The following is a 25,491-nucleotide window of genomic DNA, read 5'->3' on the forward strand; positions in this document are numbered from 1 at the left end:
GACTTCGCCCTGGGAGGGCTTTTCCTTGGCAGTGTCGGGAATGATGATGCCGCCAGCGGTCTTCTCTTCGGCGTCGATGCGCTTGACCACGACGCGGTCGTGAAGCGGACGGAATTTCATGCAGTCCTCCTAAGCAATTGCTCGGGTTGAGGTTTTGAGATTGTTAGCAATCGTTGCCCGTGAGTGCTAGCACGAGCGAGCCTGAAATAGGACAGGAATTTTCCGGGAGCAAGGGTTTGTAGCAGAAAAAATAGCAGCCGAAAGCGCGGACTGCCAGAAACCCTTTGCCATCGTTAACCAGGGTGGGAGGCCTCTTCGAGGCCCCTTGGGCGACCGTATTAGCACGGAGTCGTCTCTGCTGCTAAAGCATTGAATTTCAACAGCTTGTTAAACTTTTGGGCTTGAGATGAGTTGTCAGTTTGCGTCACATTTCTCGTCTGTGAGCGCATCGTTTCCGGGTGGCTCCCCGGGGCACGGACAAGCCACTCGCCGAATGCGCTCCTGCAAAGGAGGTTTGGCATGGGACTGCGCGTTGGGGGCGTTTCCGAGGAATTCCGGAAACAGATGCTGGGCTACGGGCTGACGACGGCACAAATTCTCTATCGGATGCCGGATCATCCCTCGCTGCTCCAGACCTATGTCTGGCAGAACTACGACATGTTTCCGAAATTCCCCGCGCTGACCGATTTCCTGGCGTTCTGGCAGGAGAAGCTCGACGGCCCCCTCCATTCGGTCACGGTGGCGCATTGCAAGCTGATCAAGCCCGCCGAGCTCCGCGCCGTGGACGGCGTGTTTCGGTTGCATTGAGGCCGCGTAGGGTGGATTAGCCAGCGGCGGCGCGAAGCGCTGTCGCTGGTGTAATCCACCTCGTTTCTCTCCGCGTGTCGAAATAGACGTGGTGGATTGCGCCTTCGGCTAATCCACCCTACGAGATCACGCAATCAGACAGTGCTGTTGCAATAGCGCGTCCACATCGCGCGATAGGCCTCATCGACCGCTTGCGCATATGAGACGGGGTTGCCCGCGGCCGCGGCGTTGATCGTTGCGGGCAGTTCGCGGCGCAACTTGTCGAGCTCGCCGATCTCAGCCGCGCGGCTGGCCGCGATCTCGACATAGGCCTCCTCGCTGTCGGCGACCCAGTCCGGCAGGCCAAGCGCGGTGAGGATGGCGCCGGCAGCGCGGCCGGGCAGGCTGTTGCCGAGCTTCGCCACCACGGGCACGCCCATCTGCAGAGCTTCCCATGTGCTGACGCCGCCGTTCTGCGGGAACGGATCGAGGGCAATATCGATACGATTGAACGATGCCAGATGCTCGTCCCGCAAGGTGGCTCCGAGCAGATCGACGCGTTCGGCCGGCAGTCGGCACGCCGCCAATCGCGCCAGCAGCTTGTCGCGGACCAGTTGGTCGTCGAGCGCAACGTCCTTGATCAGGAGGCGCGAGCCCGGCACCCGCTCGAGAATCCTGGACCAGACTGCCGCTGCCCCATCCGAGATCTTGCTGATGCGGTTGAAGACGCCGAACGTGACGAAGCCGTTCGCGAGCGCCGGCGTCTTGCCCTGCGCAATCCCGGCCGGCAGCGGCGCCAGCGTCACAAAGCACGGCAGGTCGACCACCGTCTCTGCAAACAGATGCCGAACGTCGTGCGGAATCCCGACCGGATCCGAGAACAAATAGTCGATCGTCGGCAGCCCGGTGCCGGTGCCGTGGCCCCAGCCGTGCGCCTGGATCGGCGCCGGTTTGCGCGCAAATACGCCGAGGCGGTTTCCTCGGGTGTGGCTGGACAGGTCGATCAGAATATCGATGCGATCGTCGCGAATCTGGGCGGCGAGACGATCGTCGCTCCATTGCGAGGCATCGCGCCAGCGATCGGCGATGCCTTGAAATTCGCGTGTCGTCGCGTCCACTTTCGCCGAGCACGAATAGCACACGATCTCGAACTGGGCCCGATCATGGTGTTGCAGGACGGGCTTGAAGATGAACGCAGCCGAATGCGCGTTGAAGTCCGACGAGACATAGCCCAGCACCAGGCGGCGATCCGGATCGCGGCCGTTGTCATGCGGTGCCGCCGCTTCTGAAGCGATTCTCGCGCCGATCCGCTCCCACCATACGCGTCGCGCCTGCTGATGCCGCTCGACGCTGGCGTCCGGCACGAAATCGAGCGTGAAGATCTTGCTCGAGATCGCGCTCTCGAGATCGGGCCTGATATCGAGGGCTCTGTCGAAACTGGCGAGGGCTTCGTCGACCCGGCCTAGTCCGGCAAGACAAAGGCCCAGCACCAGATGAGCCTGATCGGAATCGGGCGCGATCGCGAGCGCCCTCTCGCAATCGGATAGTGCCTGGGCCATCTGCCGGGTCTGGAGCAAGACATTGGCGCGCCAGAGCCATCCGTTCACGTCGTCAGGGGCGAGGGCGATTGCCCGGTTGCAATCCGCCATGGCCTCGTCGAATCGCTGCAGCTCCCGGAGTGCCACGGCGCGGTTCGCCAGCGCCGCCGCATAGTCGGGCTTGATCGCGAGCGCGCGGTTCAGGCTTGCAAGAGCCTTGTCGTAGTTGCGCAGACGGCAGAGCGTGGAGCCGCGGCCGTTGTGGGCTTCGGCGAGGTTTGCGTCGACGGCGAGCGCCCGATCGTAGCTGTCGAGCGCTTCCTGGTAGCGATCCAGGGCCGCGCTCGCGTTCCCGAGATTGGAGAGAGCGAGGGCGTAGTTGGGCCGCAAGGCGAGCGCCTTGCGATAGCTCTCGCGGGCATCATTGTGACGTTTCAGCCCGTTCAGCGCGACGCCCAGGCTCATATGGGCTTCGGCCGATCGCGGATCGACGACAACCGCCCGGCTCAGCAGGCTCTCGGCCTGCTGATAATTCCCAGCATCGGACTCCAACGCGCCGAGCATATGCAGCGCGATGAATTGATTGGGCGCGATCTGCAGGAGCTGGCGATAGGCAGCCTTGGCCCCGGGCAGGCGGCCCTTCTTGTGCAATTCGAGCGCTTGCCCGAGCAAGGGCAGCACGTCGGCCTTTTGCCGCTTCTGAAGCCGGGCATTTTGAAATGCACGCTGACCGACATTGCTGCCCATGAATCAATTCCCCCGGATGTCCCGGGAGAGACTAGTTCAGCGCGAGAACGAAGACGAGACGACCCCAGCCCGACGCGCCAGCTTGGGGCAAGCTACGATCCCATACGGTGATCGCGTGATTGGCCTCAGCCTCTTACCCTCCAGGGGAGGGTCCTGGAGGGGGAGGGTGACAGCGCGGATGCGGCACTACTCAACACGACCAGCTCTGCGATTGCTGCCTCGCCCACGACTGGATAAGCTGACCTTCAAGCCATACCGCGCGACGGCGGCTCAGAAACAGGGAGGCAGACAATGGCCAAGCAAAAGGCATCGAGGCCCGCATTGAAGACCGCGGTGAAGAAGCGGAGTGGCGCCAAGGCGGCGGCGCGATCCTCGGCACGCAAGGCCGTGAAGGCGAAGGCGCGCACTGCCGCTGCGAAAAAGCCCGCACGTCCGAAGCAGCGCATCGCCGTCAGCCATCACCGCGAGGAAGACTTCAAGGCCGACGGCCTGCGCGCCTACGCGAAGTATCGCGATCTCGGCATCGGCGAGGCGACCCATGGCCTCGCGCAGGCGCATGTGATCCGCCTGCAAGGTCCCTGCAACCCGGCCGAGGTGTCCAAGCTCCACTATCACGACGTCGAATTCCAGATGGTCTACGTGCTCAAGGGCTGGGTGAAGACCTATATGGACGGGCAGGGCGAGACCTTGATGCAGCAAGGCAGCGCCTGGACCCAGCCGCCGAAGATCAGACACATGATCCTGGACTATTCGGACGACGTGGAGCTGCTGGAGGTGATCCTCCCCGCTGAGTTCAAGACGGTGGAGCTGAAGGCGTAAGCGCAACTCTCGATCGCTAAAATGCGGTCGATCCGAGAAACCGGGCGGTCAGCAATCGGGATGATTTCGGCCGCCCCGCAAGCCTGGTGCTAACCAGTCGAAAATACCTCTCGCGTCAACTCAAGGCTGTGTCAACGCGGGAAATGCTTTCATGGCGACCAACACTTTTGGCCGACGCGGCATCGTAGCGCCAGCTCCAAGAGCATCGTTTCAAGCCGCCGCCGCGCCGATCGCCATAGAGAAGCCCTCTTCCAGCGAGGAGACGCTTTTTGCCGACAACAAGCTTCTGGCCGACATCCCCTTCCTCACCATCGGCCTGATCTTCGGTCTGCTCCTGATCTTCGTTATGCAGCGTAGTCTCGCCATCGACATCGCGCGGGACGGCGATCTCGATGTCCGCTCGCTGATCGCTCAGGGGGCGTCCGGCTACGATCTCGTCGTCGGGAGGGGAGAGTGGTGGCGAATCGGCCTTGCGCCGCTTCTGCATGGCAGCGGGTGGCACCTCGTGAGCAACTGCGTGGCGCTGTTCATCGTCGGCGTCAGGCTGGAGTCGCTGATCGGCCGCGGCTGGTTTGCTTTGATCTTCGTTGCCAGTGCATTGGCCGGAGAGGCCGGCTCGCTGCTGGGCAACGGTCCCGGCACGGTCGGCGTCGGTGCGTCCGGCGCCATCACCGGGCTGATCGCCGCGCTGTTCGTGGCGAGCTTCGATCCCGAAGCGGACGCCGATCAGACCATATCGAGGCTGAAGACGTCGCTGTTCTTCGGTGTTCCCGCACTGCTGCCAATGGCCTTTGGCGCTTCCGGCAACGTCAACTATTACGCCCACGCAGGCGGTGCGGTGGCCGGCGCCGCGCTCGCCGTCACGCCGTGGCTCGCCTTCTGGTCCTATGACAGCCTGCCGCGGAGCGCGAGCATGACCTTGCTGGCAGGATCCATCGGATCTCTCATCTGCGCCGGCTTCGCCGCCGCGCATTATTCGGCCTACATGGCCGATGCCGCGCACTATATCCGCGCCTCGGAAGTGCCGATGAAGGGCGACGAGATGGCCAGCCGGTCGCTCGATCTCGTTAGCCGCTACCCGAAAGACGCGCGGGCTCACGTCTACCGTGCTGTCTTCTTCCTGGAACAAGCGGATATCAATGCCGCCGAGAGGGAAGCGCAAACCGCCATGTCGCTCGCAGCTTCGGACGTGGCGGGTGGGCCGGTGCGCTCCGGGGCGCAGGGCTTGATAGCGGTGTTGCTGTGGGTGCAGGGGCGAACCAGCGAGGCAAAGGCCATGGCGGCCGAGCCGTGCCGTTCCAAGGTGCCTGAGGTGCGTCGCATCCTGCAGAAGTCGAAATTGTGCGGTTGAGGCAAAGATTCTCGCCGCCGTCATTGCGAGGAGCTCTTGCGACGAAGCAATCCAGACTGTCTCCGCGGACGCATGTCTGGATTGCTTCGCTTCGCTCGCAATGACGCGTGGAAAGAGAGCCTACGCCAACACCCCCACCACCGCTCCCATCAGGCACGTCGTGAGCGTCCCCGACACGATCGACTTCAGCCCCAGCGCGTTGATCTCCTCGCGCCGCTCCGGTGCCATCACCCCTAAGCCGCCGATCATGATGCCGAGGCTGGCGAAATTGGCGAAGCCGCACATCGCATAGAGCATGATCAGGCGCGAGCGCGGATCGAGCGTATCGGGCGGCAGCTTCGAGAAGTCGACATAGGCGATCAATTCGTTCAGCACGGTCTTGGTGCCCATCAGGCTGCCGGCGGTGATCGCTTGATCCCACGGCAGCCCCATCAGCCAGCACACCGGCGCCATGACGAGGGCGAGCAGCCGCTGCAGCGAGATCGCGGCGCCGCCGACGTGCGGGAGCAGGCCGAGGATGGCGTTGACGAGATAGACCAGCGCCACCAGCACCAGCAGCATCGCGACGATGTTGATCAGCAGCTCGATGCCCGCGCTGGTGCCTTTCACGATCGCGTCCATCGTGCTGGCGACCTCCATTTGCGGATCTTCCAGCGTGCCGCCGGTGCGCTTGTCGGAGGTTTCAGGGACCATGATCAGGCTGACCAGGATCGCCGCCGGCGCGCCGAGCACCGAGGCGATGACGAAATGCGCGGCGGCGTCGGGAATGAGCGGCGCCAGCAGAGTCGCATAGAGCACCAGCACGGTGCCGGCGATGCCGGCCATGCCGCCGGTCATGACCAGGAACAACTCGCTGCGCGTCATCTGTGCCAGATACGGCCGCACGAACAGCGGTGCCTCGACCATGCCGAGGAAGATATTGGCGGCGGTCGAAAGCCCGACGGCGCCGCCGACGCCGAGGGTGCGCTCCAAGAGCCAGGCCATGCCGCGGACGATCGGCGGCAGCACGCGCCAATAGAACAACAGCGTCGTGAGCACGCTCATGACCAGCACGATCGGCAGTGCCTGGAACGCCAGGATGAAGTCCGCGCCTGGCGCCTTCAGGTCGAAGGGCAGGGGTCCGCCGCCGATATAGCCGAACACGAAGGCGGAGCCGGCCCGCGAGGCCGCCGAGATCGCGCCGACCGCGTCGTTGATGGCGCCGAAGGCATGAGCGACGACCGGCAGCTTCAGCAGCACGAGGGCGGTGACGAAGGTCGCGGCGAGGCCGATCGCCGCCTGGCGCAGCGACACCGCGCGACGATTTTCCGCCAGCGCGAAGGCGATCAGCAGCAATGCGAAAATGCCGAGTGCAGATTGCAGGCGCAGCATGATGTCCCAAACCCTCGATGATTATGGCCGTGCCTGCGCTGCAAAGGCAATGCCGGGAGCAGCCGGGAACGACCAGTGTTGACAAGCGGGGCCACCTCGGCCACGCGGGAGGCCTTCGATATCGAGGGAAAGAGCGGTCCGAGCGTGACCGAAGAGGCGATGCCAGAGCAGCCAATATCCGGACATCGACCGGTCACCGCCGGTGAGCTCCTCCGCCATCCCGCTTTCCTGTTCTTCCTGCTCTCGCGCAGCCTGTCGCGCTTCTCCAGCCAGATCGCGGCCGTCGCGATCGGCTGGCAGATCTACGATCTCACCGGCTCGGCGTTCGACCTCGGGATGGTTGGTCTCGTCCAGTTCCTGCCCACCGCGCTTCTGGTGTTCGTCGCCGGCCACGCCGCCGATCGCTACGAGCGCAAGCGCGTCGTCCAGCTCTGCCAGCTGGTGGAGGCCGCGACCGCGCTCTATCTCGGGGCCATCACCTATCTCGGCGCGGTCAGCGAAGTGCAGATCTTCATCGCGACTTTCCTGCTCGGAATCGCCGGCGCGTTCGAGAGCCCGACCACGGCGGCGCTGCTGCCGCTGATCGCGCCGCAGGGCTCGCTCCAGCGCGCCACTGCCGTCTCCAGTGGGGCGGCGCAGGTCGCGACCATCACGGGACCTGCGCTCGGCGGCATCGCCTATGCGGTCGCCCCGCACCTTGCCTATGCCGTGATGGTCCTGTTCTGGGTCTTGGGGATGATCTTGACCGGCTTCATCCGGCCGCGCCCGCAGGCGATCGCGAGGGAGGGGATGGACTCGGACAACATCTTCGCCGGCGTCCGCTTCATTCGCAGCAACCCGGCGATCCTCGGGACCATCTCGCTCGATTTGTTCGCCGTGCTGTTCGGCGGCGTCACGGCGCTGCTGCCGATCTATGCCCGCGACATCCTCCAGACCGGCCCGGTCGGGTTAGGCGTGCTGCGCGCCGCGCCTGCGGTCGGTGCCTTGCTGATGACCATGGTGCTGGCGCGCCACGCGATCTCCCGGCATGTGGGCCTTCGCATGTTCCAGGCCGTGATCGTGTTCGGCCTCGCCACCATCGTGTTCGCGCTGTCGTCCTGGATGTGGCTGTCGGTGCTGTCGCTTGCAATCCTCGGTGCGGCCGACACGATCAGCGTCGTGATCCGCTTCTCGCTGGTGCAGCTGTCGACACCCGACGAGATGCGCGGCCGCGTCGGCGCGGTGAACTTCCTGTTCATCAACGCCTCGAACCAGCTCGGCCAGTTCGAGAGCGGAGTGGCAGCCGCGCTGCTCGGCGCCATGCCTGCCGCCGTGCTCGGCGGCGTCGCCACCGTCGCAGTGGCGCTGCTCTGGATGAAGCTGTTTCCAGCCCTGCGCAAGGTGGAGAGCCTGGAGTAGGCGCTCCGCTCTCTCAACGTCATTGCGAGGAGCCCGCGACAAAATTGCGTAGCAATTTTGCGCTGATGCGACGAAGCAATCCAGAATCTCACCGCGGCGGCAGCCTGGATTGCTTCGCTGCGCTCGCAATGACGATTATTGAGATGGCGTGGGGACTTAACTCGCGGGACGCCCGCAGCCCGGCAGCAGCAGGCGCCTCTTGACGCCTACTGTGCATGGGGTTGTTTTCGCGCTTTTTTGTTCAGCCCCGCCCGACGAACGGCATCTTGGTCGCCATCACCGTCATGGTCAGCACGTTGGCATCGAGCGGCAGGCTGGCCATGTAGGCCACGGCATCGCCGACTGCTTTCGCGTCCATGCGCGGCTCGTGCTTGGTGGTGCCGTCGGGCTGCAGCACGCCGGGGCCGTTGACCATGCGGTCGGTCATCGGGGTTGCGGCATTGCCGATGTCGACCTGGCCGACGGCGATGTCGTACATGCGGCCGTCGAGATTGCTGGCCTTGGTGAGGCCGGTGATGGCGTGCTTGGTCGAGGTGTAGGCCGCCGAGAATGGCCGCGGCGCGTGCGCCGAGATCGAGCCGTTGTTGATGATGCGGCCGCCGCGCGGGGTCTGATCCTTCATGATGCGGAAGGCGTGCTGGGTGCACAGGAACGGGCCGGTGAGGTTGGTGTTCACCACGGCCTGCCATTGCTCGAGGCTGAGATCCTCGAAGTTGACGGCCGGCGCGCCCATGCCGGCATTGTTGAAGAGCACGTCGAGCCGGCCGTAGGTCGCCTTCACCTTGTCGAACAGCGCGGCGATGGAGTCCGGCTTGGTCATGTCGGCGGTGACGCAGAGGCTTTTTCCCGCGGGACCGAGCTTTGCCGTCTCCTCGAGCATGTCGAGCCGGCGGCCTGTGAGCACCACGGTGAAGCCGGTGTTCATCAGCGCCAGCGACGCCGCGCGGCCGACGCCGGTGCCGGCGCCCGTCACCAATGCGATCTTTTTCGCTTCACTCATCGTTTCCTGCCTTTTCTCTTCTGCTGTCAGGTTTTGGGTTCTTTGTCGTTCTTGTAGGGCGGGCGCGGAATGTTCTGATGCGCCGCGCGCAAGGCCGCCGACCAGCGCGAGCGCAGGTCGTGGAAATAGGGCTCGCCTGCCTCGATGCGATGGTTGAGATCGGCCTCGCAGGCATCGTTGCGCACCACCAGCACGTCGATCGGCAGCCCGACGCCGAGGTTTGAGCGCATCGTCGAATCCATCGAGATCAGGCCCGTCTTCAGCGCCTCGTAGAGCTCGACGTCGTAATGCATGGCACGGTCGAGCACCGGCTTGCCGTATTTGTGCTCGCCGATCTGCAGGTACGGCGTGTCGGTGGTGCACTCGATGAAATTGCCGGCGGTGTAGACCATGAACAGGCGCATCCGCGCGCCCTTGATCTGGCCGCCGAACAGAAAGGAGACGTCGAAGGACACGTCCTCGGATTTCAGCGCCGGCCCTTCGGTGGCATGCACCGCCCGGATCGCCCGGCCGATGCGCTGGGCGGCCTGGAACATGGTCGGCGCGTTCATCAGCGTCTCGATCTCGCCCGTATTGGGATCTTCGAGGCCCTCGGTCAGCGTCGACAGCACCGACTGGCTGATGGCGAGGTTGCCGGCACTGGCGATCGCCATGATGCGCTCGCCGGGCTTGGAGAAGATGTGCAGCTTGCGGAAGGTTGAGACATTGTCGAGGCCGGCATTGGTGCGGGTATCGGCGATCATCACCAGACCGTCCCGAACCAGGATTCCGCAGCAATAGGTCATTTCCAGTCCCCGAACGCGTTTGCGCGGAATTACTAGCCAATTTCAAGGGCCACTCCAACCCCCGATTAAGCCCGTCATTCCGGGGCGCGACGAAGTCGCGAGCCCGGAATCCATCCACCAACTCTGCGACCAGATGGATTCCGGGTTCGCGCTACGGAATGACGGTGTGAGACGGCAAGCTAGTCAGCTGCGTCGACCAGAAACGCCTCATCAACCGGCACGCCGAGCGCGGTGACCAGCCGGTTGGTCTCCGCGGCCATGCCGACGATGGCGAGCAGCTCGCCATATTCGGCCTCGGTCATGCCCCTCGCCCGTGCGGCGGCCGTGTGGGAGTGGATGCAATAGCTGCAGCCGTGTGCGATCGACACCGCGACGTAGAGCATTTCCTTGACCTTGGGATCGAGCGCGCCGGGAGCCATCACCTCCTTGATGCTCTCCCAGGTCCGCCGCAGCGTCTTCGGATCATGCGCCAGCGCGCGCCAGAAATTGTTGACGAAGTCCGATTTCCGCACCTTGCGGATATCGTCGAAAACGGCGCGCGCTTCGGCCGAGAGTTCATCATCCGAAAGTAGTTTCACAGTCGCCATGGCTACCTCGCGGGTCTGATCCGATCCCGCGATTGTAGCACGCCGAATGTGTTCGGCTGGCGGCTCCTAGCTCTGCCGCTGGGATTGCGATTGCGACTGCCCGCCGCGGCCGGCCTGTTCGACCTTCACCGCCACCGTCAGCGTTTCCGTGCCGCCGCCGTAGCGCGTGCCGCGCACCGGGGCCGCGCCGAGATAGTCAAGCCCGATCGCGAGGCGGACATGCGCGTCGGTGGCGCAGATGCTGTTGGCGGGATCGAAGCCGACCCAGCCGAGATCGGGCACGTAGGCCTCTGCCCAGGCATGGCCGGCGTCCTGGTGCACCGTGTCGTCCGCACGCAGGAAATGTCCGGAGACGAAGCGCGCCGGCACGCCGCCGGCGCGGGCGCAGGCGATGAAGATGTGCGCGTAGTCCTGGCAGACCCCGCGCTTGAGCGTGAACGCCTCCGCTGCGGACGTGCCGCTGTTGGTGGGGTCCTCGTCGAACGTCATGTGATCGGCCACCTGCGTCATCAGCGTGTGCAGGAAGCCCAGCGTGTCGCTCTCGGCCTCGCTGCGCAACTGGCGCGCGACCGCCGTCATCGCCGGATTGACCGAGGTGAGGTCGGTGACGCGCAGGAACATGCCGGGGGGAAAACGCTCGTCGCTGCCGCGCAGCACGCCGCCGGTGTCGTGAGTCTCGATCAGCCCTTCGGCAATGATCTGGATGTCGCCGACGGGCCCGCAGGACAGCACGTGGGTGACGTTGCCGAACGCGTCCTCATGCATGTCGAGCTTGGTGTCGGTGGAGACGTCGATCTGCCATTCCGCGACGTATTGCCCGTCATGGCTGCCCGGCGTCATGCGCAGGATCTGGATCACGCTGGTGGCCGGCGGCTCGTAGCGATAGGTCGTGGTGTGCTGGATTCGCAGGCGCATGGTGGACCGTGTCGTTTGTTGTAAGGCGTGACTGCCGTCGCAAAGAAGCTCGTCATGCCCGGGCTTGTCCCGGGCATCCACGTTCTTCCTCGTCGCGCAAAAGCAAGAACGTGGATGGCCGGGACATCTAGCGCGAAGACGCGCTTCGCGCTTTTGCCCGGCCATGACAATATCCCCTGTCGTCAGTCGAGCGACATTAGATCAAATACTGCTTCGTGATGATTTCGCCCAGCCTGGAATTGTCCGCGATGAATTCCTGAATGAATTCATGCACGCCATGCTGGAAAATGTCGTTCATGTTGCTGTGTTCCAGCCGGTTGCGGATGCCGCGGGCGTGGCGCTGGGCCGGGCCCTGGCGGCCATAGGCGACGCCGATCTGGTCGAGGTTGCGCACGAGGTTGCCGTAGCAGCTGGCGAGCGAGCGCGGCAGCGTGTCGTTGAGGATCAGGAGGTCCGCGATCAGCCAGGGCTTCAGCGTCTCGCGATAGACCCAGTGATAGGCCGTCAGCGCCGAGACCGAGCGCAGGATCGAGCTCCACTGGTAGAAGTCGAGAGGCCCGCCGACATGCTCCTCCTCGGGCAGCAGCACGTGATACTTCACGTCGAGGATGCGCGCGGTGTTGTCGGCGCGCTCCAGGTGCACGCCCATGCGCGAGAACCAATAGGCGTCGTTGCGCAGCATGGTCCGATAGGCCGAGCCGTCGAAGCGCAGCGAGGTCTCCTGCACGAAGCGCAGGAATTTTGCGAGGTCCTCGCGCGTCGAGGTGCCCTTGCTCCACACCGCCTGAAGCTCGATCCAGGCCGAGTTGATGGTGTCCCACATCTCGCTGGTGAGGGCCGTGCGCACCGAGCGCGAGTTCAGCCGCGCCGCTTCGATACAGTTTCGGATCGAGGACGGGTTGTTCTGGGAGAACGAGAGATACTCGACGACGTTGTGCTCGTTGGCTTCCTCATAGGCCTGATAGAAGCTCGCGGCGACCCCGGCGGTGAGCAGCGCCGAATCCCATTCATTGGTCTTGCCGATATAGGCGGCGGGAAGCGCGGTGACGCGCAGCGTCGCATCGATGGTGCGCGCGAGATATTCGGCCCGTTCGACGTAGCGGGCGAGCCAGTAGAGGTTTTCGGCGGTACGCGACAGCATCTCTCTACTCGTCCAGAATCCAGGTGTCCTTGGTGCCGCCGCCCTGGCTCGAGTTCACCACCAGGGAGCCTTCCTTGAGCGCGACGCGGGTGAGCCCGCCCGGCACGATGGTCGTGCTCTTGCTGCCCGTGAGCACGAAGGGGCGAAGATCGACGTGACGTGGAGCGAGGCCGGACGCCGTGCAGGTCGGGCAGGTCGAAAGCGCCAGCGTCGGCTGGGCAATGAAACCTTCCGGCTCGCGCTTGAGCTTGTCGCGGAACGCTTCGATCGTCGCTTTGGTCGCGGCGGGGCCGATCAGCATGCCGTAGCCGCCGGAGCCGTGCACTTCCTTGACGACGAGCTCGCTTAGATTGTCCAGCACATAAGCGAGGTCCTTTGGCTCGCGGCAGCGCCAGGTCGGCACGTTCTTCAGGATCGGCTCCTCGCCGAGATAGAATTTCACGATGTCGGGCATGTAGGAGTAGATCGCCTTGTCGTCGGCGATGCCGGTGCCGACGGCGTTGGCGAGCGTGATGTTGCCGGCCGCGTAGGCCGACATCAGTCCGGGCACGCCGAGCACCGAATCGGGACGGAAGGTGAGGGGATCGAGGAAGTCGTCGTCGACGCGCCGATAGATCACGTCGACCCGCTTCAGCCCTTCCGTCGTCCGCATGAACACTTCGTTGTTCTTGACGATGAGGTCGCGGCCTTCGACCAGCTCGATGCCGAGCTTGTCAGCGAGGAAGGAGTGCTCGTAATAGGCCGAATTGTAGACGCCCGGGGTGAGCAGGGCGACTGTCGGCTCGCCGGAGGCGCTTTGCGGCGCGACCGAGCGGAGCGCTGCGAGCAGCTCGTCCGGATAGCGCTCGACCGGCGCCACCCGGTGGCGGGCGAACAGATCCGGAAACAGCCGCATCATGATCTCGCGGTTTTCCAGCATGTAGGACACGCCCGACGGCGTGCGGGCGTTGTCCTCCAGCACGATGAAGTCCTCGGCGTCGACCCGGACGATGTCGATGCCGGCGATGTGCACGTAGACGTCGTGCGGCACCTGCTGGCCGTTCATCTCGGGCCGGAACACCGGGTTCTGGAAGATCAGATCGTCGGGCACGATGTCGGCGCGGAGGATGTCGCGGCCGTGATAGATGTCGCGCAGGAACATGTTGAGCGCGCGCACGCGTTGCTTCAGGCCCTTCTCCAGCCGCGCCCATTCCTTGCCGGACATGATCCGCGGAATCACGTCGAAGGGGATCAGGCGCTCGGTGGACTCGGAATCGCCGTAGACCGCGAAGGTGATGCCGATCCGGCGAAACAGCAGCTCAGCTTCCTGGCGGCGATATTCGAGCGCCTCGGGAGGCGTCTCCTTGAGCCAGCGCGCCAGCTCCTGATAGGCGGGGCGGAGGTCCCCGCCGGGAATGTTCATTTCGTCAAACGCGACTGCCATAGATCCCGACTTGTCTCCCCAGGCGTTGCGCCATGCGCCAGTTCGCGTCGGCCTTGATGAGACCGCAACGTCCTGTGGCCATGCGTCAACAGTGCATGACTTTCATGTGGTAGCAAGGGCCGGGCCAGCGCGATAAGCATGGAGAGGGGGCATTTGCCGGCGACGGCCGGCGGCGTGCCTGAAAAAATGGCTGAAGACTGCTTATTTCAGAAGCAAAACCGCGTGACTTCAACGCGTTACCTCGGCAAAGTCGGCGTCACAGGTGAGGGACTTAAGGCATGAGCGAGATCGTCACGGCGGGCATTCTGGTCATCGGAGACGAAATCCTGTCCGGCCGGACCAAGGACAAGAATATCGGCTTCATCGCCGAATACCTGACCAATATCGGCATCGACCTGAAGGAGGTCCGCATCGTCTCCGACGACGAGCCGGATATCATCGCTGCACTGGATGCATTGCGGCATCGCTACACCTACGTCTTCACCACGGGCGGCATCGGGCCGACTCATGACGACATCACCGCTGATGCCGTGGCCAAGGCGTTCGGCGTCGGGATCGACCATCACCCGGAGGTCGTCGCCCGCTTTCGCGAGCGCTGGAGCGAGCAGGACCTCAACGAGGCCCGGCTGCGCATGGCCCGCATCCCCGACGGCGCCGAGCTGATCCAGAGCGCGACCATCCTCGCCCCCGGCTTCAAGATCGGCAACGTCATCGTCATGGCCGGCGTGCCCTCGATCATGCAGGCGATGATGGACATCGTCTCGCCCAAACTGAAGTCGGGCGTGCGCATGCTGTCGGACTCGGTCCGGGCCAATGCGCGCGAGGGCGACATCGGCGGGCCGCTGCGGGCGATCGCTGCCGCCCATCCCGACACCATCATCGGCAGCTATCCCTTCATGGACGAGGAGCAGAAGCCCAACACCAATCTGGTGGTGCGCTCGCGCGATCCCGAGAAGCTCGCGGCGGCAATGGCCGTGGTGAAGGAAATGCTGGCGGGATTGAACGTCAACCGCTAGCAGGGAATTGCCGGACGAGATTGCAGGAGACAGGCGATGGCTGGTGAAGCACCGGAACTGAGTGCGCAGGAGCGGGCAGGCAAGGCCTTCCCCGTCTCGTGGGACCAGTTCCACCGGGATTGCCGGGCGCTGACCTGGCGGCTCAACGAGGTCGGTCCGTTCCATGCGGTGATTGCGATCACCCGCGGCGGCCTGGTGCCCGCCGCGATCGTGGCGCGCGAGTTAGGGGTGCGCGTCATCGATACGGTCTGCGTCGCCAGCTACGACCACAACAAGCAGGGCGAGCTCCAGGTGCTCAAGGGCATTTCCGAGGCGACCATGACGCTCGGCGGCGGCACCGGCAAGGGCCTGTTGATCGTCGATGACCTCGTCGATACCGGCAAGACCGGCAGGATGGTGCGCGAGATGCTGCCCGATGCGCATTTCGCCACCGTCTACGCCAAGCCGATGGGACGCCCGCTGGTCGACACTTTCATCACCGAAGTCTCGCAGGACACCTGGATCTTCTTCCCCTGGGACACAGCACTGTCCTACCACCCGCCGCTGCGCGACGGCGCGGCGTGATCGTCATTGCGAGCGAAGCGAAGCAATCCAGAAATGTATCCGCGGAGGCAGCCTGGATTGCTTCGTCGCGAAGGGCTCCTCGCAATGACGGGCTGAGACACCGATGCCGCTCCAAAACCGCGTCACCCCGACCGGCGAGATCATCTCCACGCCGCATCGCGGTCTCTTCACCGGCAATCGCGGCATCATCCACGATCCCGCGACGAAGACGCTGTTGAAGAAGCGCTGGTCGACGCCGGCCTGGATCACATGCCTGTGCGAATTCCGCGGCTGGCGGCGGCCGGTGATGGCGCGGCGGAGCTGGACCGAGCTGTTCTTTCTCGACGAAGCCACCGCCTTTGCTGCCGGACATCGCCCATGCTTCTTCTGCCGGCGTGACGATGCCAACCGGTTTCGCGCGGCATGGGAGAGGGGAAACGGCGCAAGCAAGGTGAGCGCAAAGTCGATGGACGCAAAGCTGCACCTGGAGCGTCTGGATCACGGCCGTAAGCGCCTGCACCCACTGCGAGGGCCGCTCGCAGACTTACCCGATGGCGTGATGGTGCAGCAGGGCGAGCAGAGCTATCTTGTGACGAAAGGCCGGCCGCTGCTTTGGTCGCCAGCCGGCTATGCCCGTACCGAGCACGAACTGTCGAGTGCGATGGTGCTGACGCCTCCATCCACATTACGGGCGTTCAGCGCCGGATATCGACCGGCGTTGCATCCGACCGCTCCGGACTAGCCGAGCGACCTGCGGATCACCGCCATCACCCCAGCCTCTCGCGCGCCAGCGCCGCGCCGGCGCCAAGCGCCATCAGCTTGGCTTCGGCGATCTCGCGCCGCATCGGCGCCATGCCGCAATTGGTGGTGGCGATGATGTTGCTCTTGGGCACGAATTGCGACACCGCCTCGATCACCTTCACGACGTCCTCGGCCGTCTCCACCGTGTCGCTGGCGACGTCGATGACACCGGCCTGCACGATCTTGTTCTTCAGCAGCGCGAGCAAGTCGAGCGGCACCTTGGAATTGCGGCACTCGATCGCGACCTGCTGGATCGGGCTTGCGTCGATGGCCGGAAAGATCTGCTCGTATTGCCGCCACTGGCTGCCCAGCGTTTCCTTCCAGTCCGTATTGGCCTTGATGCCGTAGCCGTAGCAGATGTGCACGGCGGTGGCGCAGGCGAGGCCCTGTGCGGCGCGCTCCAGCGCCTTGATGCCCCAATCGTTGACCTCGTCCATGTAGACGTTGAAGGCGGGCTCGTCGAACTGCACGAGATCGACGCCGTCGGCCTCCAAGGCCCTGGCTTCCTCGTTCAAGAGCTCGGCGAAGGCAAAGGCCATTTTGACCCTGTCGCCATAATAGCGGTCGGCAATGGTGTCGATGATCGTCATCGGGCCGGGCAGGGTGAATTTCAGCTGCTTCCTGGTGTGCGTGCGCGCGACGCGCGCCTCGAAGGCATGGACGCGATCCTTCAGCCGCAGCGGCGCGACCACCTGCGGCACCATCGCCTTGTAGCGGTCTTTCCGGATGCCCATCTCGACCTTGTGGGCGAAATCGATGCCCTCGATCTTCTCCAGGAAACCGTGCACGAAGTGCTGCCGGGCCTGCTCGCCTTCGGTGACGATGTCGATGCCGGCGTCCTCCTGGATCTTCAGCCAGATCAGCGTCGCATCGCGCTTGGCGCGGGCGAGCTCGTCGCCTTCGGACTTCCAGGGCGCCCAGAGCATGTTCGGCTCGGCGAGCCATTCCGGCTTCGGCAAGGAGCCGGCGATCGTGGTTGGAAACAGCATGGCGGCCCTCCCGGCGGGTTGTTGCGCCCCTTCCTGCCATGTCCTAACGTCGAGGTACAGAACAACAAAAGTCGTCATTGGCTGGCGGCAGCGCTAGGGACGGCGCAAGGGAAGGCCCATGATCGACCTCTATTACGCGCCGACGCCGAACGGCTGGAAAATCTCGATCATGCTGGAGGAGCTCGGGCTTCCCTATCAGGTGATCCCCGTGAATATCCGCGCCGGCGAGCAGTTCAATCCTGAGTTCCTGGCGATCTCTCCGAACAACCGCATTCCCGCGATCGTTGATCACGAGCCCGCCGATGGCGGCGCGCCGTTCTCCGCGTTCGAGACCGGCGCGATCCTGATCTATCTCGCGGAGAAGACCGGACGCTTCCTGCCCGCCGATTGGCGCGGCCGCTCCACCACGATCCAATGGGTGATGTGGCAGATGGCGGGCCTCGGGCCGATGCTCGGTCAGCACGGCCATTTCGCGCTCTATGCGGCCGAGAAGATCCCTTACGCAATCGAGCGCTATCGCGACGAGGCGGCGCGGCTCTACGGCGTGCTCGATCGCCAATTGGCCAGGACCGGCGCCTATGTCGCCGGCGACTATTCTATCGCCGACATCGCCTGCTTCCCCTGGACCATGACCCACAAGGCGCAGGGTTTTACGCTCGACGACTATCCCAATGTGAAGCGCTGGTATGCCGAGGTCCGGGCAAGGCCGCAGGTGCAGGCGGGGCTTGCGATCGGAAAATTCGTGAAAGAGCCGTTCGACGAGGAATCACGCAAGATCATGTTCGGACAAAGGGCCAAGGAAGTGTTGGGAAGGAAGTGACTCGTCATTCCGGGGCGCGCGAAGCGCGAACCCGGAATCCATCAGGCAGCGTACCGAGAGGCGAAATGGATTCCGGGTTCGCGCCCAAAGGGGCGCGCCCCGGAATGACAACAATAAGGAAACCCCCATGATCGAATTCTTCTTCGACTGCTCCAGCCCCTGGACCTATCTCGCCTTCCACAACATCCAACCGCTCGCCAAGGAGTTCGGAGCCGACATCACCTGGCGGCCGATCCTGGTCGGCGGCATCTTCAATTCGGTCAATCCGAGCGTCTACGCGCAGCGCGAGAAGCCGGTGCCGCTGAAGGCGCGCTACATGAAGAAGGACCTCGCCGACTGGGCACGTTCGGCGGGTCTTGCCATCAAGATGCCACCGACGGTGTTCCCGGTGAACAGCGTCAAGGTGATGCGCGGCTGCCTCTGGCTCGGTCAGGACATGGTGCCGTTCGCGACATCAGTGTTCGAGGCCTATTGGGGCGAGGACAAGGACATCTCGCAGGACGCGGTGCTCGCGGAGATCTGCAGGAAGGTCGGCATCGACGAGCAAAAGTTCTTCGCCGGCATTGCCGAGCAGGGCATCAAGGACCAGCTCAAGGCCAATACCGAGGAGGTCATCGCACGCGGCGGCTTCGGCTCGCCGACGATCTTCGTGAACAAGACCGACATGTATTTCGGCAATGACCGCCTGCCGCTGATCCGCGAAGCGCTTCAGCGCAACAAGGCGAGCGCGGCCTGATGGTGCGCGCCGTCGTCTGCCGCGAACTCGGCGCGCCCGAGCGTTTGCTGTTGGAGGAGTTTCCGTCGCGCGCGCTAAAGCCGGGCGAGGTACGCGTCGCCATCCGCGCCGCCGGGCTGAACTTTCCCGACGTGCTGATGGCCGCCGGCGAATACCAGCTCAAGCCGGAGCTGCCGTTCACGCCGGGCATGGAAGCGGCCGGCGACGTCACCGAGGTGGCATCGGAGGCAAGCGGCGTTGCCGTCGGCGACAAGGTCATCGTGAAGATGCGCTTTGGTGCCTTCACGGATGAAGCGGTGGTCACGCCGTCGCAGCTCACTCCCATGCCGTCCACCTTCGACTATGCGGAGGCTGCGACCTATCTCGCCGGCCACGGCACGGCCTATCACGCGTTGATCGATCGCGGCCGGGTCGCGCCCGGCGAGGTGCTGCTGGTCCACGGCGCCGGCGGCGGCGTCGGCCTTGCCGCCGTCGAGATCGGCAAGATGCTGGGCGCGACCGTGATCGCGACCGCCTCCAGCGACGAGAAGCTCAGAATCGCGAAATCGCGCGGCGCCGATCATCTCGTCCGCTACGACCGCGAGCCGTTTCGCGATGCCGTCAAGCGCATCACCGAGGGGCGCGGCGCCGACGTCGTGTTCGACCCCGTCGGTGGCCAGGTCTTCGAAGATTCGATGCGCTGCATCGCCTGGGGCGCGCGGCTCTTGGTGATCGGCTTCGCCGGCGGCATCGGCTCGGCCAAGACCAATCTCTTGCTCATCAAGGGCGCCAGCGTGCTCGGCGTACGCGCCGGCGAAGCGGTGCGGAAGAATCCTGCGCTCGGCGAGGTCCGCCTGAAGGCGCTTTTGCAATGGGCGGAGGAGGGCAAGCTGCGCCCCAACGTCTCGCACCGCCTGCCGCTTAAGGACTATGCGAAGGCGATGCGGTTGTTGCTCGACCGCAAGGCGATCGGACGCGTCGCGCTACTGATGTGACGTCCGCGCGACGGTGTCGCGGCCGCCCGGCGCATAGCCGAGGCAGGTCCGCACGATCTGGCCGCAGACGGCGTCACGCGCATTTCCGATGTCGGTATTCCCGGCATATTGCACCTCGGTGACCTTGCCGCGAGCAAAGCGCAACTGCACGCGACAATAGCCCGACGGCGCCTGGCCTCCGATATTCAGGCCGGGCGGAAGCGTGAGCGTGGGCGGCGCGATGCCGCCGGGAGGGCTCGCCGCGTGCTCGTACATCCAGATCTCGCCCGAACCGTCCTTGGCGGTTCCGGCCGGCAGGCCGGCGCACATGCGGATCGCCGACTGGTCGAGACCGATCAAGCTGGCTCGTCCGCGCCGCGCCCACTCGGCGTCCTGCTCGGCACAGCCGGCAAGGACGAGTGGCGCGAGAGCCGCCATTCGCAGGCAAAGTTGCATCGGCATCGCTTCCCTGTGCGATGCGAACGATACCGCAAGGTGGTTTTGCGATGCAGCAGGCCTGTCGACCGACTGTCCATGCGCACTTGGCATGGATCAAACAGCCGAGTTGCGCGTTATGGCGCGCTACGCGCTCGTCACTTGTACTCGCGCTCCGTCCACCACGGGAAGTAATCCGGCATGTCGGTCGACACCTTGTTCTTGAACTGCGCCGGCCGCTTCTCCAGGAACGACACCACGCCTTCCTTCACGTCGTCCGAGCGGCCGCGGGCGTAGATGCCGCGGCTGTCGACCTTGTGGGCTTCCATAGGATCGTCGGCGCCCATCATGCGCCACATCATCTGGCGGATCAGCGCGACCGACACCGGCGCGGTCTTTGCCGCAAACTCCTTGGCGAGCGCTTGGGCGGTCGGCAGCAGATCATCGGGGGCCACGACCTTGCTGACGAGGCGGCCCGCAAGCGCTTCCTGCGCCGGGAAGACACGGCCCGAATAGCACCATTCCAGCGCCTGCGAGATGCCGACGATGCGCGGCAAGAACCAGCTCGAGGCCGCCTCGGGCACGATGCCGCGCTGGGAGAACACGAAGCCGAAGCGCGCGGCCTCCGAGGCGATGCGGATATCCATCGCGAGCTGCATGGTGACGCCGATGCCGACGGCCGGGCCGTTCACCGCCGCGATCACGGGCTTGAGGCATTTGAAGATGCGCAACGTCACTTGGCCGCCGCCGTCACGCACCTGCGGGTCGCTATAGTCGACCTTGCCGTCGGCAAAACGCTTGACCGGCCCGCGCCGCGCGTCGCGATCGAACGTGTCGGCACCGGAGGAGAGATCGGCGCCCGCGCAAAAGCCGCGGCCGGCGCCGGTGACGATGATGGCGCGGACGTTATCATCCTTGTCGGCGGTGTCGAACGCGTCGATCAGTTCGGCTTGCATCTGCGCGTTGAAGGCGTTGAGCTTGTCGGGCCGGTTCAACGTGATGGTGAGGATCTGATCGGCGACCTCGTACTTGATCGTCTCATACGCCATGGTGGTTTCCTCTTCCTTGGTTCTTTGTCCGTCTGTCTAGCACGTCATTCCGGGGCGCGCGAAGCGCGAGCCCGGAATCCATTTCTCCACACTCCTTGCGGATGAATGGATTCCGGGCTTGCGCCAAGAGGGCGCAACCCGGAATGACGACGGTGCGTTATTGGGCCGGCGGCTTCGGCCAGGGCCGCTGCGGGCCGCGCAGACCTTCGAAGGCCTTGGCCATGCCGAGCACGCCGATGTCGTCGAAGCGGCGGCCGACGATCTGCACGCCGATGGGGAAACCCTTGGCGTCGAAGCCGCCGTTGAGGGAGATCGCCGGGTTCTCCGACATATTCCACGGCACGGTATAGGCGATGTGCTCGAACGGCTTCATGGGATCGTTGGTCGGCGACGCCCATTCCGCCGGAAAGTTCACGTTCGGCGCGGTCGGCGAGATCACATAGTCCAGCTCGCAAAAGAGCTTCGCCGCAGCCGCGCGGATCGCCATGGTCTGGCTGAAGCCGCGGATGACGTCGACGCCCGAGAGCTTGGCCCCGGACTCGCCCCACTTGAAGATATAGGGCAGCACCTTGGCCTGCTCGGCCTGCGTCAGCTTGGACAGATCGTCCCACATCCGCGCGCGCCAGAAATTGTCGAGACCGTCGAGCATCTCGCGCGTGAGGATGCCGTCGACCTCGGTGACGACGCTGCCTGCGGACTCGAATGCCTTCGCGGCCTTCACTGCGACCTCGCGCACCGGCTTCTCCAGCGCCAGGCCGCAGCCGGGATCGAGCATCAACCCGATGCGTAGTTTTCGCGGAGATTTCTCCAGCCCCTTCCAGTTCAGCAGCTCGGCCGGCAGGCTCATGCCGTCGCGGCGGTCGGGCTTTGCGATCGCGCTCATCATCAGCGCGCAATCGTCGACCGTGCGGGTCATCGGGCCTGCGACACGGCCGACATAAGTGGGGTCGATCGGCACGCGGCCAAAACTCGGCTTCAGGCCGACGAGGCCGCACCAGCCGGCGGGCAGGCGAACCGAGCCGCCGATATCGGTGCCGAGATGCAAGGGCCCGTAGCCGGCCGCGGCGGCGGCGCCTGCGCCGGCGCTGGAGCCGCCCGGGTTCTTGCTGAGATCCCACGGGTTGCGCGCGAGCGCATGGAACGAGGAGAGCCCGGAGGACAGCATGCCGTAATCGGGCATGGTGGTCTTGGCGAAGATGATGCTGCCGGCCTCACGCAGCCGCGCAGCGGGCGGCGCGTCCTTCTCGGCCGGCACGAGCTTGACGCTGGCTGCCCCCAGCGGCACCGGCACGCCCTTGGTCGCGATGTTGTCCTTCACCGTCACGGGCACGCCGTCGAGCGGCCCGGAGGGCTCGCCGCCGGTCCAGCGCGCGGTCGAGGCCTTTGCGGCCTCGCGCGCGCCATCGGGGTCGAACGCATAGAGCGCCTTCAGATGCGGTTCCCACGCCGCGACATGCGCGAGCACGTCCTCCAGCACCTCGCTCGGCGAGAACTGCTTGGCACGATAACCCGCGATCAGGTCGACCGCGGACAGATCGTGCAGCGAGGTGACCGCTTCCTCGACGCTCTTTTTATGCATTGCCACCCACCGGCATGCGCGTCTCGACGATGCGGGCGAACATGCTGGCACCGATCGGCAGGATCTTGTCGTCGAGCACGAAGCCGGGATTGTGCACGGGCACCGAGCCGTCATGGCCGACCCAGAAGTAAGCGCCGGGAATCGTCTCCAGCATGTCGGCGAAATCCTCGCTGCCCATCTTCGGCTGGATGCGGGTGATCACGTTGGCGGGATCGACGATGGTGCGCGCGACCTCCTCGACCACGTTGGACTGCTCGACCTGGTTGACCAGAACGCCGAACGTGTCGCGGATGTCGGCTTCGATCGTGCACTGATAGGCGGCGGCGATGCCGGCGCAGATGGTGCGGATGCGCTCGGCGATCAGGGCGCGGACTTCGTTCGAGAAGGTGCGGATGGTGCCGCACAGATGCGCATCGCCCGGAATGACGTTGTAAGCCGAGCCGGCATGGATCTGGGTGATCGAGATCACCGCGGCTTGCAGCGGGTCGACGTTGCGGCTGACGATGGTCTGGATCGCCTGCGCCAGTGTGGTCGCAATGACAACCGCGTCCTTGGAGCGCTCGGGCATCGCGCCATGCGCGCCGTAGCCGGTGATGCGCAGGTCGAAGAAGTCGGCACTGGCCATGGCCGGGCCCGGCAGGATCGCGATCTCGCCATGGTTGAGGTCGGGCGCGTTGTGCAGGCCGTAGAGCTCGTCGCAGGGAAATTTCTCAAACAGCCCGTCCTTGATCATGGCGCGGGCGCCGCCGAGGCCTTCCTCGGCCGGCTGGAAGATCAGATGCACGGTGCCGTCGAAATTCCGGGTCTCGGCGAGATAGCGCGCGGTGCCGAGCAGCATGGTGGTGTGGCCGTCATGGCCGCAGCCGTGGAAGCGGCCGGGGATCTTCGAGCTCCACTTCAGATTGGTGTTCTCTTCCATCGGCAGCGCGTCCATGTCGGCGCGCAGCCCGATGCGCTTGCTGCCGGTGCCCTTGCCCTTGATGACGCCGATCACGCCGGTGCCGCCGAGGCCGCGATGCACTTCGATGCCCCAGCTCTTCAGCTTGTCGGCGACGATGCCGGAGGTGCGCACTTCCTCGAAGCCGATCTCGGGATGGGCGTGGAGGTCGCGCCTGATTGCGGTGAGCTCGTCGGCGTAGCCGTCGATGCGATCGATCGTGGGCATGTGGTCCTGTCCGGTTAGCGTGAGGGAGGCGTGAATACGGGGCCGTTCGGCTTGATGCGGATGCCCGGGCGCAGGCGCGTCCAGGGTAGCGAAGCGGTGTCGGCCGGCATCGCACCGGGCGCGGCACAGATCATCAGCTTCTCGGCGATCGGCTCGAAATCGGCGCGGAAATGCACCGAGCTCTTGTTGACCAGGATTTTCTGTTCGGCCGGCTCGATGCCGACATAGCGGTACATCGCCTGGTCGGCGAGCTGGGCCTTGTGCGAAGAGACGACGATGCGGACATCGCCGATGCGCAAGGCTGCGGACGGGCCCATCTCCATCTCGCGGCCGCCGTAATAGGGACCGGGCGCGATGAAGCGGCCGTCCGAGAGCTGCTCGACCACGAAGGTCTCGCGATAGGGCTCGTCGCCGGGGATGCCGGACTTGCCGCCGAGCGACAGCGTCACGGTGGCGCCGACGCCGGCTGCGTGCGCGGCCTTGGCCGATTCCGGATCGTAGATCGCGCCGGTTGCGGCACTCGCCTTGTTGCGCACCAGCGCGCGCAGCATGCCCGTGGTGTCGGAATCGCCGCCGGCGCCCGGATTGTCCTGGGTGTCGGCGATGATGATCGGCTTGCGCGCGCCCTTGGCAAGTTCCATGGCGTGGCGCACGCCGTCGTCGGGCGTCCAGATCTTGCCGTCGAAATCGTTCTCGTGGCTTTCGATCAGCTTCAGAAGCGCGTCGGCCGCACGATCGGCGTCGTGTTGCGTCTTGCCGTAGGCGAACACGCTGGGGCCGCAGTCGCGGAAATCGGCGGCGGGAAAGCCGGGCGCGAAAGAGAGGGTGGGAACGGCATCGCTCTCCAGCGCGGCGAGTCTTTCGTAGATGCCTTTGGTGGGCTGGTCGTTGGTGCATTGCCAGCTGATCGGGATCAGGAATGGCAATTGCCGGAAGGCCTTTGCGAAGCGCTGCTTCGTCTGCAGCAGCAGCGCGAGATGGCGCGCGCAGGCGCGGCCGGTCTCGGCCATGTCGACATGCGGATAGGTGCGGTAGGCGATCAGCGCGTCGGCATGCTCCATCATCTCGGGCGTGACGTTGGCGTGGAGATCGAGGCTGGTGACCAGCGGAACATCCTTACCGATGACGCGGCGCACGCGCGCCAAGATCTCGCCTTCGCCGTCGTCGAGATGCTCGGTCACCATCGCGCCGTGCAGGTCGAGATAGACGGCGTCGATCGGGCCGGCGGCGGCGATGCCGTCGACCATGACCTTCACGATGCGCTCGAATGCGTCTTCGGTGACATGCGCCGACGGGCTCGCGCCGCAGGCGATGGTCGGAATGAGTTCCCAGCGGTTCGCCTCGGCGCTGTCGACGAAACCGGCGAGCCCGACATTGATGCGGCGCATCACCTTCAACACGTCGGCACCTTCAGTCATCGCCGGCCAGCCGCCGCCATGCTGGAAGTCCGCGAATGTCGCCTTCGTCGGAGCGAAGGTGTTGGTCTCGTGCAGGAAGCCGCCGACGGCAATACGTGTCATTCAGTTCAGTCCCAATTGAAAGTG

Annotated in this window: 24 protein-coding genes and 1 pseudogene; 10 read left to right on the plus strand and 15 right to left on the minus strand. The window is 64.9% G+C overall.

Translation table 11 applies throughout. The annotated features are described in order from the left end of the window. Positions 1-120 (minus strand): annotated as a pseudogene (locus tag GA0061099_RS27405) (co-chaperone GroES); the annotation flags it as partial. 399 nt (positions 121-519) lie between these two features. Between GA0061099_RS27405 and GA0061099_RS27410 the strand changes: the two are divergent. Then, positions 520-807, plus strand: coding sequence for an usg protein (locus GA0061099_RS27410; RefSeq protein ID WP_036029809.1), 288 nt, complete (start codon positions 520-522; stop codon positions 805-807). A gap of 134 nt (positions 808-941) precedes the next feature. Here GA0061099_RS27410 and GA0061099_RS27415 read toward each other — a convergent pair whose 3' ends face one another. Next, positions 942-3,071 carry an O-linked N-acetylglucosamine transferase, SPINDLY family protein gene (locus GA0061099_RS27415; RefSeq protein ID WP_036029808.1) on the minus strand — a complete coding sequence of 710 codons (2,130 nt, stop codon included), beginning with the start codon at positions 3,069-3,071 and terminating at the stop codon, positions 942-944. 291 nt (positions 3,072-3,362) lie between these two features. Between GA0061099_RS27415 and GA0061099_RS27420 the strand changes: the two genes are divergently transcribed. Then, positions 3,363-3,890 carry a cupin domain-containing protein gene (locus tag GA0061099_RS27420; RefSeq protein WP_036029806.1) on the plus strand — a complete coding sequence of 176 codons (528 nt, stop codon included), beginning with the start codon at positions 3,363-3,365 and terminating at the stop codon, positions 3,888-3,890. 151 nt (positions 3,891-4,041) lie between these two features. Next, positions 4,042-5,241, plus strand: coding sequence for a rhomboid family intramembrane serine protease (locus GA0061099_RS27425; protein WP_081493033.1), 1,200 nt, complete (start codon positions 4,042-4,044; stop codon positions 5,239-5,241). Positions 5,242-5,361: 120 nt separating this feature from the next. Here GA0061099_RS27425 and GA0061099_RS27430 read toward each other — a convergent pair whose 3' ends face one another. Next, complete coding sequence (locus GA0061099_RS27430) at positions 5,362-6,612, minus strand: NupC/NupG family nucleoside CNT transporter (protein ID WP_036029805.1); 1,251 nt, start codon at positions 6,610-6,612, stop codon at positions 5,362-5,364. Positions 6,613-6,771: 159 nt separating this feature from the next. On the opposite strand from GA0061099_RS27430, the gene GA0061099_RS27435 reads away from it, so the two are divergent. Further along, positions 6,772-8,010, plus strand: a complete 1,239-nt coding sequence (locus GA0061099_RS27435) for an MFS transporter (protein ID WP_036029811.1) — start codon at positions 6,772-6,774, stop codon at positions 8,008-8,010. A 241-nt stretch (positions 8,011-8,251) separates the two neighbouring features. Here the strand turns inward: GA0061099_RS27435 and GA0061099_RS27440 are convergent, their stop codons facing one another. The 6 genes from GA0061099_RS27440 to GA0061099_RS27465 form a co-directional block, all read right to left on the minus strand. Then, positions 8,252-9,010 (minus strand): SDR family oxidoreductase, encoded by a 759-nt coding sequence (locus tag GA0061099_RS27440; protein WP_036029803.1) that lies wholly within the window; start codon positions 9,008-9,010, stop codon positions 8,252-8,254. A 26-nt stretch (positions 9,011-9,036) separates the two neighbouring features. Next, on the minus strand, positions 9,037-9,795 hold the full coding sequence (locus GA0061099_RS27445) for a proteasome-type protease (protein WP_036015360.1): 759 nt from the start codon (positions 9,793-9,795) through the stop codon (positions 9,037-9,039). Positions 9,796-9,974: 179 nt separating this feature from the next. Beyond that, complete coding sequence (locus tag GA0061099_RS27450; RefSeq protein ID WP_036029802.1) at positions 9,975-10,382, minus strand: carboxymuconolactone decarboxylase family protein; 408 nt, start codon at positions 10,380-10,382, stop codon at positions 9,975-9,977. 66 nt (positions 10,383-10,448) lie between these two features. After that, positions 10,449-11,297, minus strand: coding sequence for a transglutaminase family protein (locus GA0061099_RS27455; protein WP_036029799.1), 849 nt, complete (start codon positions 11,295-11,297; stop codon positions 10,449-10,451). Between the two features lie 196 nt (positions 11,298-11,493). Then, positions 11,494-12,438, minus strand: coding sequence for an alpha-E domain-containing protein (locus GA0061099_RS27460; protein WP_036015356.1), 945 nt, complete (start codon positions 12,436-12,438; stop codon positions 11,494-11,496). Between the two features lie 4 nt (positions 12,439-12,442). Further along, entirely contained in the window at positions 12,443-13,861 is a 1,419-nt protein-coding gene (locus GA0061099_RS27465; RefSeq protein ID WP_036029797.1) for a circularly permuted type 2 ATP-grasp protein, read from the minus strand. A gap of 278 nt (positions 13,862-14,139) precedes the next feature. Between GA0061099_RS27465 and GA0061099_RS27470 the strand changes: the two genes are divergently transcribed. The 3 genes from GA0061099_RS27470 (at position 14,140) to GA0061099_RS27480 (ending at position 16,162) form a co-directional block, all read left to right on the plus strand. Then, positions 14,140-14,877: a competence/damage-inducible protein A gene (locus tag GA0061099_RS27470; RefSeq protein ID WP_036029794.1), complete on the plus strand. Its 738-nt coding sequence runs from the start codon at positions 14,140-14,142 to the stop codon at positions 14,875-14,877. A 36-nt stretch (positions 14,878-14,913) separates the two neighbouring features. Beyond that, positions 14,914-15,441, plus strand: coding sequence for a xanthine phosphoribosyltransferase (gpt, locus tag GA0061099_RS27475; RefSeq protein ID WP_036015348.1), 528 nt, complete (start codon positions 14,914-14,916; stop codon positions 15,439-15,441). A 103-nt stretch (positions 15,442-15,544) separates the two neighbouring features. Further along, positions 15,545-16,162: a hypothetical protein gene (locus GA0061099_RS27480; RefSeq protein ID WP_036029791.1), complete on the plus strand. Its 618-nt coding sequence runs from the start codon at positions 15,545-15,547 to the stop codon at positions 16,160-16,162. Between the two features lie 25 nt (positions 16,163-16,187). On the opposite strand, the gene GA0061099_RS27485 is transcribed toward GA0061099_RS27480, so the two are convergent. Beyond that, positions 16,188-17,210 (minus strand): methionine synthase, encoded by a 1,023-nt coding sequence (locus GA0061099_RS27485; RefSeq protein ID WP_036029787.1) that lies wholly within the window; start codon positions 17,208-17,210, stop codon positions 16,188-16,190. A gap of 118 nt (positions 17,211-17,328) precedes the next feature. Between GA0061099_RS27485 and GA0061099_RS27490 the strand changes: the two genes are divergently transcribed. From GA0061099_RS27490 to GA0061099_RS27500, 3 genes are all read left to right on the plus strand, one after another. Then, positions 17,329-18,030, plus strand: a complete 702-nt coding sequence (locus tag GA0061099_RS27490; RefSeq protein WP_074448147.1) for a glutathione S-transferase N-terminal domain-containing protein — start codon at positions 17,329-17,331, stop codon at positions 18,028-18,030. A gap of 127 nt (positions 18,031-18,157) precedes the next feature. After that, positions 18,158-18,766: a 2-hydroxychromene-2-carboxylate isomerase gene (locus GA0061099_RS27495; protein WP_036029772.1), complete on the plus strand. Its 609-nt coding sequence runs from the start codon at positions 18,158-18,160 to the stop codon at positions 18,764-18,766. Beyond that, positions 18,766-19,740: an NADPH:quinone oxidoreductase family protein gene (locus tag GA0061099_RS27500; protein WP_036029768.1), complete on the plus strand. Its 975-nt coding sequence runs from the start codon at positions 18,766-18,768 to the stop codon at positions 19,738-19,740. The genes GA0061099_RS27495 and GA0061099_RS27500 overlap by 1 nt, the downstream gene beginning before the upstream one ends. Here GA0061099_RS27500 and GA0061099_RS27505 read toward each other — a convergent pair. From GA0061099_RS27505 to GA0061099_RS27525, 5 genes are all read right to left on the minus strand, one after another. Then, positions 19,729-20,175 carry a hypothetical protein gene (locus GA0061099_RS27505; protein ID WP_141697680.1) on the minus strand — a complete coding sequence of 149 codons (447 nt, stop codon included), beginning with the start codon at positions 20,173-20,175 and terminating at the stop codon, positions 19,729-19,731. The two genes, GA0061099_RS27500 and GA0061099_RS27505, sit on opposite strands and share 12 nt — an antisense overlap. A gap of 137 nt (positions 20,176-20,312) precedes the next feature. Beyond that, the gene (locus GA0061099_RS27510) at positions 20,313-21,203 is read right to left on the minus strand and encodes a crotonase/enoyl-CoA hydratase family protein (RefSeq protein WP_036029765.1); all 891 of its coding nucleotides are present in this window, start codon (positions 21,201-21,203) and stop codon (positions 20,313-20,315) included. A gap of 157 nt (positions 21,204-21,360) precedes the next feature. Further along, on the minus strand, positions 21,361-22,782 hold the full coding sequence (locus GA0061099_RS27515) for an amidase (protein WP_036029763.1): 1,422 nt from the start codon (positions 22,780-22,782) through the stop codon (positions 21,361-21,363). Continuing rightward, a complete protein-coding gene (locus GA0061099_RS27520; protein ID WP_036029760.1) occupies positions 22,775-23,947 on the minus strand; it encodes a M20 aminoacylase family protein in 1,173 nt (390 codons plus the stop codon). The genes GA0061099_RS27515 and GA0061099_RS27520 overlap by 8 nt, the downstream gene beginning before the upstream one ends. 14 nt (positions 23,948-23,961) lie before the next feature. Then, the gene (locus tag GA0061099_RS27525) at positions 23,962-25,467 is read right to left on the minus strand and encodes a M81 family metallopeptidase (protein WP_036029757.1); all 1,506 of its coding nucleotides are present in this window, start codon (positions 25,465-25,467) and stop codon (positions 23,962-23,964) included. Between the last annotated feature and the right edge of the window lie 24 nt (positions 25,468-25,491).

Source organism: Bradyrhizobium yuanmingense (assembly GCF_900094575.1).
Taxonomy (GTDB): domain Bacteria; phylum Pseudomonadota; class Alphaproteobacteria; order Rhizobiales; family Xanthobacteraceae; genus Bradyrhizobium; species Bradyrhizobium yuanmingense.